The following is a 10,559-nucleotide window of genomic DNA, read 5'->3' on the forward strand; positions in this document are numbered from 1 at the left end:
GGAGTTTCCCGCCGTCACTGCACGTTTTTTCTCGTGAGGAATGAAAGGAGTAGATGAATTGAATGAATTGAAAGGCATTGCTTATCTCAAGCGTAAGCTGGCAACGGTCCGGCCGCGCGTTTTGATGAGATATAAGCAGTATGCGATGAAGCACTATGATCCGCCAGTCGGGTTGACCATTCCGCCACAGATTCGCGACAGATATCGTGCTGTCTTGGGTTGGAACGCAAAGGGAGTTGACAGTCTGGCCGACAGATTGGTGTTTCGTGAGTTTGGCAACGACGATTTTAACGTTAATGAAATTTTTAAGCAGAATAACCCCGACGTCTTTTTTGACAGTGCGGTTCTGTCGGCACTCATCGGCTCCTGCTGCTTCGTGTATGTTTCGAGCGCAGACGATTCGGTCCGCTTGCAGGTCATCGAGGCCAGCAACGCAACAGGCATTATCGACCCGATTACAGGCCTTCTTACCGAAGGTTACGCGGTTTTACAACGTGACAACGATACCGATTCGCCTGTTTTGGAAGCGTATTTCACCCCCGACGAAACATGGTACTATCCTAAGGGCGGTGAGCCATACAGTATCGCTAATCCGGTTGGCGTTCCATTGCTCGTTCCGGTTATTCACAGGCCTGATGCGGTTCGTCCTTTTGGCCGCAGCCGAATCACGCGGTCGGGGATGTACTATCAGTTGTACGCTAAACGCACGCTTGAACGTGCCGACATCACCGCAGAGTTCTATAGTTATCCACAAAAATACATTCTGGGTATGGATCCGGATGCCGAACAGATGGATACCTGGAAAGCGACTGTTTCGTCGTTGCTTAGAATCGACAAAGATGATGAGGGTGGTCATCCGGTAGTCGGTCAGTTTACCACCGCTAGCATGTCGCCGTTTACCGAGCAGCTTAAAACTGCCGCCGCCGGATTTGCGGGCGAAATGGGGCTGACGTTAGATGATTTGGGCTTTGCGTCCGACAATCCGGCTTCAGTTGAAGCAATCAAAGCAAGCCACGAAAACTTAAGGTTGGCCGGCAGAAAAGCGCAACGATCATTTGGCAGTGGATTGCTTAACGTGGCTTACGTATCGGCTTGTTTAAGAGACGGTTTCCATTATCTGCGCAAGCAATTTGTCAATACTACGGTTAAATGGGAGCCGTTATTCGAGGCTGACGCAAACACGCTGACGTTGATCGGTGATGGCGCAATCAAACTCAATCAAGCATTGCCGGGCTATGTGACCGGCGAAACAATTCGTGATTTGACCGGTGTAGCCGGCAATCCTTCTGCTGTGCCTGCTGAAAGCGAGGCGGCGAGTGATGAATGATGATGTTTTGCCAGGACTGCTTAAGGAAGTTCAGGCGAAATTTGAAGCCGAATTTGGAAAAAGCAAGGTCGTTGAAGATACTTTTAAAAAGTTGAAAGCCAAAAAGGCAACCTATTCTACCGCAAACAATTTTGCGATTGAAGTTGGCGAAATACTCGCGCGAGCGCTGCAATCGGTAGTGACGGCGGATAGATTGCCTGATGGCAAGATGTATTACAACATTGCAAAGCGTTTGTTGGAACCGGTTTTAGGCAACAATTATAAAACAGTTGCCGATTATGCGGTCAAAGTGCAGTCTGATCTAAACAAGAAAGCAAAAATCGGTTTGAACGTAAAAAAGCCTGTCTTGAATCAAGACAGAATTGATGGCTTGATTAATCGATTATCTTCTGAAGATGACTTTAATAAAGTGAAATGGATCCTTGATGAGCCGGTGGTCAATTTTACGCAGGCAGTTATTGATGATACTATCAAAATCAATGCTGAATTTCAGTACAGCGCCGGGCTTAATCCGACCATCGAACGACGAACTTTTGGCCAGTGCTGCAAGTGGTGCGAAAGCTTATCGGGAACATATAACTATCCGCATGTTCCCGAGGATTTTTATCATCGTCACCAACGTTGTCGATGCACTATTGAATATGACCCGAAAAACGGCAAAAAGCAAAATTCATGGTCAAAGAAGTGGTACCGGTCAGATCGTTCTGAACTTGAACGGCGTCGCAAAATGAATATTGATATTCGAGATAACAACAGGAAAAGCGATATTCTGGAATACAGGAAAATCGTTGATGTTTTAGGGGTAGAAAAATCACCCATTTCGTTGGCTGAATTTCAAGATTTGAAGTATAATGACAGTGAAAGATATAGTTGGCTGAAACGCGAAGAAAGATTTATGAAAGAATTGGCTGTTAAAGAGTGGTCAAATGTTTTCAAGGAGCGTGTTATTGAAGCGTTTAATAAATTCAAAAAAAATGACATTTCTATATCTGTTCATGCAGTTTCAAGACTTCCTAGGCTGAATAATGGGAAGAATGTTCTTATTACAGACAATGAGGTTATTGATTTTATAAAAAGTGGTCCGAACTACGTAGAAGGTACTAATAAAAATATTTATTTTAATCCTGAAAAACAATTGGCAATTATTCAGAATAAGGAGACAAATGATATTGTTTCAATTGTCAGAAGAAAATACATGAAAGAAGGATGGTCAGATGTTGTTAGAGATGATGAATAAAATTAGTGATTTTATTTCAACACCGAAAACTGATGCTAGAAATACTTATGAATTTTCTATTTGGCTTGAAGATAAACTTGTGGACGATTATGATAAACTATATAAAGAAAACCCCGAAGTAACTTATCGTTTAAGTCAAGAAGTCCCAGATATTTGTGCAACGGCAGAACCTGGTATGTCGGTTGATAAAATTCTTGATTTTAAGAATGCTATATCTAAGGAGATTAACAAAGTTGAACCTTTTTTATATAAAGAAAGCCAAAAATAAAATCTAAGCGCTCATCAGAGTGCTTTTTTTGTCCTGTCACATGACGTTAAACTGGGCGATTACAGATTGAAAGGAAAAATGTTATGGTCGAAAAAGAAAAACGGCTTGGCAATCAGGATCCTACTCAATCGGTAATTCTTCCATTTTCTAAATCCTTATCTGATGAAGCGATTACGATTTATGAAAAAACCGGTCTGCAGAGTTATCCTTGGCAAAAAAATCTTGTCAAAGACATTATGGCGGTCGATGAGGACGGTTTGTGGGTTCACCAAAAGTTTGGCTACTCTATTCCGCGTCGTAACGGCAAAACGGAAATCATATACATTCTTGAACTTTGGGGACTTAAGCACGGGCTTAACATGCTGCATACGGCGCACAGAATCAGCACTTCTCATTCATCTTTTGAGAAGGTCAAGAAATATCTTGAAAAGATGGGGTTGGCTGATGGCGAGGATTTCAACTCAATCAGAGCAAAAGGTCAAGAACGCATTGAACTGTATGAAACAGGCGGAGTGGTTCAATTCCGCACCAGAACTTCTAACGGTGGTCTCGGCGAAGGCTTTGATTTGCTGATCATCGACGAAGCTCAGGAATACACCACGGAGCAAGAATCGGCGCTCAAGTATACTGTTACCGACAGTGAAAATCCGATGACCGTGATGTGTGGTACACCGCCTACGCCCGTTTCAAGCGGTACCGTGTTCACAAAATACCGTGAAACTTGCCTTTTCGGTAAGGCCAAATATTCCGGTTGGGCGGAGTGGTCGGTGTCTGAGGAAAAGGAAATCGACGACATCGATGCCTGGTACAACTCAAATCCGTCACTCGGTTTCCACCTGACTGAACGCAAAATCGAAGCCGAACTGGGTGAAGACAAGCTTGACCACAATGTTCAGCGTTTAGGTTTTTGGCCATCGTACAATCAGAAATCTGCAATTGCAGCAACCGAATGGGATGCACTAAAAGTTGACAGTTTGCCAACCTTCCAAGGCAAACTTTTTGCCGGTGTCAAATATGGTCAAGACGGGGCAAACGCTGCGTTGAGCATTGCGGTGCATACCGCAGACAAGCGGGTGTTTGTCGAAACTATCGACTGTCAATCGGTTCGCAATGGCAATCAGTGGATTGTTAATTTCCTAAAAACTGCTGATGTGGAGCAAATCGTGATTGATGGAGCTAGCCGTCAGAAAATTTTAGCCGACGAACTCAAGGACTATCACGTCAAAAACGTGGTACTGCCGACCGTCAAGGAAATCATCATGGCCAATTCGATGTGGGAACAGGCGATTTATCAGAAAACGTTGTGCCACGCGGGGCAGGCGTCGCTTAGAAAGGTTGCGACAAACTGTGACAAGCGTAATATCGGCTCAAGCGGCGGTTTTGGTTATCAATCGCAATTTGACGATATGGATATTAGTTTGATGGATAGCGCTCTGCTGGCGCACTGGGCTTGCGCAACGCTCAAACCCAAGAAAAAGCAGAAAATAAGCTATTAAATGCACCGTTTTGGTGCTTTTTTTATGCTCAAAATTACCGAACGCACGGGAAATCGCGGAGAAAGGAGACATTTTGATATGTCAGAATTTAAAACAATTGAAACGCAAGAAGAATTGGATCGTATTGTAAAAGAGCGTTTAGCTCGCCAAAAAGAGAAATACGCGGATTACGATGCATTGAAATCGCGCGTGAAGGAATTGGAAGATGAAAACGCAGAACTGCATACTGCTGCTGATGTTTCTGCTAAAGATAAAACCGCGCAGGAAAGCCAAATTGCCGAATTGCAATCCAAAATTTCCGACTATGAAACGGAAAAGACGAGAACACGCGTGGCTCTGCAATATGGTTTGCCCCTCGACCTGGCCAGTCGTTTGCGCGGAGATGATGAAGAAGCATTGAAACAGGATGCGGAAAATTTGGCGGGGCTCATGCACGCAAATGAGCCAAAAGCTCCGCTAAAATCAACGGAGCCGACAGTAACTGATGATAAAGGCTGGGCGCAGATGACGCGCCAGCTTACAGAACATTAATTTAAAAGGAGATTGATATTATGGTTGACACATTAAAAGGCGGCACAACATTTTCGCCGGAACTCGTCACAGAACTCATGAACAAGGTCAAGGGCTATTCAACCCTTGCCAAGCTGAGCGCTCAGACGCCAATTCCGTTCAACGGGTCGCAGCAGTTTGTTTTTAACCTCGAAGGCAACGCTCAAATTGTCGGCGAAGGCGAAACAAAAAAGCCGGGCAAGGCAACTCTTGAATCTAAGGTTATTCGCCCGTTGAAGTTTGTTTACCAGGCTCGCATTACTGACGAGTTCAAATACTGCTCTGAGGCCAAGCAGGTAGATTACCTTCAGGCCTTTTCTGATGGCTTTGCGAAGAAGATTGCGGTTGCTTTTGACTTAGCGGCAATCCATGGCCTTGAACCGAAAACGCTCACTGATGCTTCATTCAAGGCGACAAATTCTCTTGACGGTTTGGTAACGGGCGTTGATTTTGACGCTAAGAAACAGCTCGATGACCAGATTGACGCAATTGTTCAAACGGTTGTTGCAAATGACTATGATGTAACCGGTCTTGCACTTTCTCCAGCCGCAGGTCAAGCTTTGGCACAGGTCAAGGTCAACGGTGTAGTGCAATATCCAGAATTCCGTTTCGGACAAAACCCTGATGCATTTTACGGTATGACGTCTGATGTCAACAAAACGCTAGCAACAAAAGGCGCTACGTCCGAAAACGACTACGTGATTGCAGGCGATTTTCAGAATGCGTTCAAGTGGGGATATTCAGAAGAAATCCCGCTTGAAGTTATCGAATACGGTGACCCTGATCAGACAGGCCGTGACCTCAAGGCAAACAACGAAGTGCTGCTTCGTGCCGAGTCGTTTATCGGTTGGGGCGTGCTTGACGCGAAGGCGTTTGCACGTATCAAAGCACCGGCAGCTTAGTCACTATAGATTAGTTTAGGGGGTGGTAGGGGGTGGCAAACTTTGCAACCGTTGAAGATGTTGAAAATTTATGGCGCGTATTAAAGCCGACTGAACGCGAACGGGCGCAGAATCTGTTAGAAACAGTGTCCGATTCTTTGCGCGTCGAGGCGAACAAGGTCGGCAAGGATTTAGATGCAATGGTCGCTGAAAGCGTATCGTATGCCAACGTTGCTAAATCGGTAACGGTCGATGTGGTAGCTAGAACACTTATGACTGCAACTGACCAGGAACCGATGACGCAAGTAACTGAAAGCGCGCTTGGATATTCGTATAGCGGGTCATTCCTGGTGCCAGGTGGTGGCTTGTTTATTAAAGACAGTGAACTTAGACGCTTAGGCTTAAAAAGGCAACGATACGGGGTGATGAATTTATATGACGAGTAGATTACACGGAATTACGGTTATGCTTGTTGACGAAACAAACACAGGTGAAGATCCGTTTGGTCAACCGGTTGTTGAAAAAAACGAAATTCCGATTGAAAACGTGTTGGTTGCACCGGCATCGACGGATGATGTTACCGCAGAGCTGAGTTTGACCGGCAAGAAAATCGTATATGAATTGGCAATCCCCAAGGGAGATATCCATGACTGGACTAATAAAACAGTCAAATTTTTTGGCGAAAAGTGGAAAACGGTCGGAATCCCGCAAGAAGGCATTGAGGACCTGATACCGCTTGATTGGAATAAGAAAGTGATGGTGGAACGATATGAGTAAGAACCGTTTTGTACTAAAACGTTCAGGTGTTGCACAGCTGCTTAAATCTAACGAAATGCAGTCGGCACTCAAGGCTAAGGCTACAATTATTCGGGAACGGTGCGGCGATGGATACGAACAGGATATATATGTCGGCAAGAATCGCGCAAACACTATGGTATATGCCGATTCCATCAAGGCAAAACGCAGTAATGCGAAGCATAATGTGCTATTAAAGGCGGTGAATGCGGCACGTGATTGAACTCATTTTGAAACAGTATCTGAATGGCGCGTTAGATGTCCCCGTTTTGTTTGAGCATAAAGCAGGCACGGATGTCCCGTTTGTCATTATCGAAAAGACGGGCGGCAGTAGCAATAACCATTTGCATAAAGCGACCATTGCTATCCAATCATATGCCGCATCGTTGTATAATGCAGCTTTGCTAAACAATCAAGTTGTGCAGGCAATGGATAAATTCGACGAAATCGAAAACATCACTGGCGCGCATCTAAATAGTAACTATAACTATTCTGATACAGAAACAAAGAATTATCGCTATCAAGCGGTTTTTGACATTAATTATTTACAGGAGGTATAACATGGCAAATCAACCTAAATATGTTACGTCTGCCAAACCAAAGGTAGGCGGCAGTATCTATAGCGCACCAATCGGCACGGCACTGCCGACTGATGCAACCACCGCACTTAATACGGCTTTTAAATGCTTGGGGTACGTGTCCGACGATGGCGTGCAGAACTCGGATGACCGCAAAACTACTGACATCAAGAGCTGGGGCGGTGACATCGTTAACTCGGTTCAAACGGAAAAAACAGACACGTTTAAATATACGTTGATTGAAGCGTTGAACGTTGACGTTCTCAAAGAAATTTATGGTGATTCTAATGTAACGGGCAATCTCGATACGGGCATCACGGTCAAATCGAACTCAACAGAACTCGATGAACACGTAATTGTAATCGAAATGGTATTGCGTAACGACGTGCTTAAACGCATTGTTCTCCCGTCCGCAAAGGTTACGGACGTCGGCGAAATTAAATATAAGGACGGAGATAACGTTGGTTACGAAACCACCGTTACCTGCTTCCCCGATGACAACTCAAATACGCACTATGAATACATTGTTAAGCCTAAAACGGCAGTTTCAGGAGGTGGTCACTAATGCTGAAGGGTAAAACCAAGACTGGTTTCCAGTACGAATTTGATGAAAAAATCTTGAAAAACTATGAACTTGTCGAGTTACTGGCAGAAGTTGACGATGACCCACTCGTCTTGCCTAAAATCTTTAAGATGTTACTAGGTGATCGAGTTGAGGAACTTAAAGATCATGTCAGAGATGCAGACGGGGTTGTTGATATCGAGAAGATGTTGACTGAGTTTCAAGATATTTTCTCAACTCAAGCCGAGTTAAAAAAATAGTTTTCCTTGCCGCCGCAATCAGCGCTGATGAAGATGCTTTGACGTGCGACCTGGCTGAAACGTACGGCATTTACAATTACAGACAGCTACCTGCGCACCGGGTAGCTGTTTTTGCGTATGGGCTGAGGGATGATTCTAGGATAAAAATGGCAATGGCCGATACAACATTGCCGTTAAACACACTGTTACAAGCCGGCATACTTGACAGGCTGAGCATTCTCATTTGGCAAAAAACGGAGGATGCGCAAACCGGCAAGAACAGGCCAACGAGCATAGTGGATTTGCTGATAGGCAACGCACAAGAATCTGAAACCGAAAATGTATCGTTTGCGAGCGGCAAGGAGTTTGAAGAAACGCGCAACAGAATTTTGAAAGGGATGGAAGATGATGGCGATTGAGCTCGGCAAAGCTTATGTGCAAATCGTGCCTTCCGCCAAAGGAATTTCAGGCGGAATCACAAATCAAGTTGTTCCTGCTGCTGACGAAGCCGGCTCCACTGGTGGACTGCACCTCGGTAAAAGATTAGCTGCGGTTGCAACAGCTGCAATTGCGGCTGCCGGTATCGGTAAGGCAATCGCAGCTTCGATTGAAGAAGGCGGCAAGCTGCAGCAGTCAATCGGTGGTGTAGAGACGCTTTTCAAGAGCTCGGCGGGTATGGTTAAGCAGTATGCGCAGGAAGCGTACCGGACAACTGGCGTGTCGGCTAACTCATACATGGAAAACGTAACCAGTTTTGCGGCGTCCCTTGTGTCGTCGTGCGGTGGTAACACGAAAAAGGCCGCAAAACTGGCCAATACCGCAATGACTGACATGGGCGATAATGCGAATAAAATGGGCACTGACATGGAACTAGTTCAAGAAACGTATCAATCTCTTGCCCGTGGCAACTATGAAATGTTGGATAACTTGAAACTCGGCTACGGTGGTACTAAATCCGAAATGGAACGACTGATGAAGGACGCTGAAAAGCTGACGGGGGAACACTACACTGTCGGCGATTTTGGCGATACTGTCAAGGCAATCCATGCGGTTCAGGAACATCTTAAGATTACAGGTACAACGGCCAAGGAAGCATCAACTACGCTTCAGGGGTCGTTCAACTCGATGAAGGCTTCGTTTCAGGATGTTCTTGGCAATCTATCTGACGGCGAGTTAGACATAACTCCGTCATTGAACGCGCTGGCGAAGACTACATCAACATTCTTCTTTGGCAATTTTGTACCAATGCTAGGCCGCTTGATTTCGACGTTGCCGAGTGCTCTTTCGACATTTATACAGGCTGCCATTCCGGAACTGAAAAAGGGACTTCAAGGGATGTTTTCGAATCTTGGCATTGAAATAGATTTCGGCAGCGTTTCGGGCAGCATTAGCAAAGTTCAGCAGGCATTGACGCCCGTAATAAACACGATTAAGACGTGTATAAACAATCTTGATTTCAGCGGCTTGAAATCACTGGCTTCTGCTGTACTTCCGGCAGTTCAGGCAGGGTTTGAAACATTTGCGAGCGTCGCATTGCCGGCAGTCAGCCCGCTGATCAAAGCAGTAACCAGCTTATGGAACGCATGCCAGCCGCTGCTTAAAACAATCGCTGGAGCGCTGACCCCGGCTTTTAAAGTTCTGGGTGCATTTCTTGGCGGTGTTTTCAAGGGCGTTCTTAGCACAATCACGTTTGCGGTTAATGCTGTTAAAGTTGCCATTCAAGTGTTGACGCCGATTGTCAATGTCGTTGTTGCAGCTTTTAAGGCATTTTCACCGGTTTTGACAGCTCTTGCTTCGTTTATTGGTCAGTTAGTCGGTCAGTTCGGTGGTCTGGGCGGTGCGGCTAAAACGATGAAGAACGTTGTCAGCACTGCGTGGAACGGAATCAAGGATGGTGTAAAGCTCGCTGGTGAAGGCGTCAAGGGTGTAGTCAACGGTTTGAAAATCGCATGGAACAGTTTGAAGTCTGCCGGTAATGCCTTGCGGAGTGCAGTATCAGGAGCATGGCATGGATTAGGCAGCGTTGTTTCCAGCGTATCCGGCGGTGTACGCGGAGCCGTCAGTGGCGCTAAGGCAGCATTTAGCGCATTCGGCCGTGGCGTCTCCAACGTGTCTGGCGGCGTCAAGGGTGTTTTGGGTGGTGTTAGGTCTGCATTTAACGGATTGCGGAACATCAATTTATGGCATGCCGGTGCAGCTATCATGAACGGTCTTCTGAGCGGTCTCAAATCAGCTTGGGGAAGCGTCAAGCATTTTGTCGGCGGTATCGCCAAGTGGATTAAGAGGCATAAGGGGCCTATCAGTTACGATAAAAAACTGCTGATTCCGGCCGGTAATGCAATCATGTCCGGTTTGAACGGCGGACTGGTTTCCGGTTTTGAAAACGTCAAATCAACCGTTTTAGGCATGAGCAGCACTATCGCAGACACGTTGACGTGCAATCCGGTTGCTACATTAGCTACCTCCGGGAACGTTGAAACAGGTACTGCCCCGGGTGGTGCTACACCTGTTGTAATCAATTTGACGCTTGGAAACAGTGATTTTTCTGCATTTGTTGATGACATTTCCAAAGCACAGGGGACTAAAGCACAGTTCCAACGCAACTACAAATTTTAGAAGGAGGGGTT

Annotated in this window: 14 protein-coding genes; all 14 read left to right on the forward strand. The window is 45.7% G+C overall.

Annotated elements, in window-relative coordinates:
- Positions 1 to 40 precede the first annotated feature (40 nt).
- The 14 genes from LRC_RS03970 (at position 41) to LRC_RS04035 (ending at position 10,548) form a co-directional block, all read left to right on the forward strand.
- Positions 41 to 1,327 carry a hypothetical protein gene (locus tag LRC_RS03970; RefSeq protein WP_041819937.1) on the forward strand — a complete coding sequence of 429 codons (1,287 nt, stop codon included), beginning with the start codon at positions 41 to 43 and terminating at the stop codon, positions 1,325 to 1,327.
- Positions 1,320 to 2,564, forward strand: coding sequence for a hypothetical protein (locus LRC_RS03975; protein WP_014073236.1), 1,245 nt, complete (start codon positions 1,320 to 1,322; stop codon positions 2,562 to 2,564). The genes LRC_RS03970 and LRC_RS03975 overlap by 8 nt, the downstream gene beginning before the upstream one ends.
- Complete coding sequence (locus tag LRC_RS03980) at positions 2,542 to 2,832, forward strand: hypothetical protein (protein WP_041819938.1); 291 nt, start codon at positions 2,542 to 2,544, stop codon at positions 2,830 to 2,832. Before LRC_RS03975 ends, LRC_RS03980 begins: the two co-directional genes overlap by 23 nt.
- Before the next feature lie 83 nt (positions 2,833 to 2,915).
- On the forward strand, positions 2,916 to 4,328 hold the full coding sequence (locus LRC_RS03985; RefSeq protein WP_014073237.1) for a DEAD/DEAH box helicase family protein: 1,413 nt from the start codon (positions 2,916 to 2,918) through the stop codon (positions 4,326 to 4,328).
- A 78-nt stretch (positions 4,329 to 4,406) separates the two neighbouring features.
- Complete coding sequence (locus LRC_RS03990; RefSeq protein WP_014073238.1) at positions 4,407 to 4,859, forward strand: capsid assembly scaffolding protein Gp46 family protein; 453 nt, start codon at positions 4,407 to 4,409, stop codon at positions 4,857 to 4,859.
- A gap of 20 nt (positions 4,860 to 4,879) precedes the next feature.
- Positions 4,880 to 5,779: a phage major capsid family protein gene (locus LRC_RS03995; protein WP_014073239.1), complete on the forward strand. Its 900-nt coding sequence runs from the start codon at positions 4,880 to 4,882 to the stop codon at positions 5,777 to 5,779.
- Positions 5,780 to 5,811: 32 nt separating this feature from the next.
- Positions 5,812 to 6,204: a phage Gp19/Gp15/Gp42 family protein gene (locus LRC_RS04000; RefSeq protein WP_003693353.1), complete on the forward strand. Its 393-nt coding sequence runs from the start codon at positions 5,812 to 5,814 to the stop codon at positions 6,202 to 6,204.
- Complete coding sequence (locus LRC_RS04005) at positions 6,194 to 6,535, forward strand: hypothetical protein (protein WP_014073240.1); 342 nt, start codon at positions 6,194 to 6,196, stop codon at positions 6,533 to 6,535. The genes LRC_RS04000 and LRC_RS04005 overlap by 11 nt, the downstream gene beginning before the upstream one ends.
- Complete coding sequence (locus LRC_RS04010) at positions 6,528 to 6,776, forward strand: hypothetical protein (RefSeq protein WP_014073241.1); 249 nt, start codon at positions 6,528 to 6,530, stop codon at positions 6,774 to 6,776. Before LRC_RS04005 ends, LRC_RS04010 begins: the two co-directional genes overlap by 8 nt.
- Positions 6,769 to 7,113, forward strand: coding sequence for a hypothetical protein (locus LRC_RS04015; protein ID WP_014073242.1), 345 nt, complete (start codon positions 6,769 to 6,771; stop codon positions 7,111 to 7,113). The genes LRC_RS04010 and LRC_RS04015 overlap by 8 nt, the downstream gene beginning before the upstream one ends.
- Position 7,114: 1 nt before the next feature.
- Positions 7,115 to 7,696, forward strand: a complete 582-nt coding sequence (locus LRC_RS04020; protein WP_014073243.1) for a phage tail tube protein — start codon at positions 7,115 to 7,117, stop codon at positions 7,694 to 7,696.
- Positions 7,696 to 7,953 (forward strand): hypothetical protein, encoded by a 258-nt coding sequence (locus LRC_RS04025; protein WP_014073244.1) that lies wholly within the window; start codon positions 7,696 to 7,698, stop codon positions 7,951 to 7,953. The genes LRC_RS04020 and LRC_RS04025 overlap by 1 nt, the downstream gene beginning before the upstream one ends.
- Before the next feature lie 17 nt (positions 7,954 to 7,970).
- Positions 7,971 to 8,351 carry a DUF5361 domain-containing protein gene (locus tag LRC_RS04030; protein WP_338034092.1) on the forward strand — a complete coding sequence of 127 codons (381 nt, stop codon included), beginning with the start codon at positions 7,971 to 7,973 and terminating at the stop codon, positions 8,349 to 8,351.
- Complete coding sequence (locus tag LRC_RS04035) at positions 8,341 to 10,548, forward strand: phage tail protein (protein ID WP_014073246.1); 2,208 nt, start codon at positions 8,341 to 8,343, stop codon at positions 10,546 to 10,548. The genes LRC_RS04030 and LRC_RS04035 overlap by 11 nt, the downstream gene beginning before the upstream one ends.
- Positions 10,549 to 10,559: the final 11 nt, after the last annotated feature.

Origin of the sequence: Ligilactobacillus ruminis ATCC 27782, from assembly GCF_000224985.1 — a bacterium.
Taxonomy (GTDB): Bacteria; Bacillota; Bacilli; order Lactobacillales; family Lactobacillaceae; genus Ligilactobacillus; species Ligilactobacillus ruminis.

Coding starts and splice junctions, on each gene's coding strand:
- LRC_RS03970 (WP_041819937.1), top strand. CDS start 41: ATGAAAGGAGTAGATGAATTGAATGAATTGAAAGGCATTGCTTATCTC.
- LRC_RS03990 (WP_014073238.1), top strand. CDS start 4,407: ATGTCAGAATTTAAAACAATTGAAACGCAAGAAGAATTGGATCGTATT.
- LRC_RS03985 (WP_014073237.1), top strand. CDS start 2,916: ATGGTCGAAAAAGAAAAACGGCTTGGCAATCAGGATCCTACTCAATCG.
- LRC_RS04025 (WP_014073244.1), top strand. CDS start 7,696: ATGCTGAAGGGTAAAACCAAGACTGGTTTCCAGTACGAATTTGATGAA.
- LRC_RS04035 (WP_014073246.1), top strand. CDS start 8,341: ATGGCGATTGAGCTCGGCAAAGCTTATGTGCAAATCGTGCCTTCCGCC.
- LRC_RS03975 (WP_014073236.1), top strand. CDS start 1,320: ATGAATGATGATGTTTTGCCAGGACTGCTTAAGGAAGTTCAGGCGAAA.
- LRC_RS04010 (WP_014073241.1), top strand. CDS start 6,528: ATGAGTAAGAACCGTTTTGTACTAAAACGTTCAGGTGTTGCACAGCTG.
- LRC_RS04020 (WP_014073243.1), top strand. CDS start 7,115: ATGGCAAATCAACCTAAATATGTTACGTCTGCCAAACCAAAGGTAGGC.
- LRC_RS03980 (WP_041819938.1), top strand. CDS start 2,542: ATGTTGTTAGAGATGATGAATAAAATTAGTGATTTTATTTCAACACCG.
- LRC_RS03995 (WP_014073239.1), top strand. CDS start 4,880: ATGGTTGACACATTAAAAGGCGGCACAACATTTTCGCCGGAACTCGTC.
- LRC_RS04005 (WP_014073240.1), top strand. CDS start 6,194: ATGACGAGTAGATTACACGGAATTACGGTTATGCTTGTTGACGAAACA.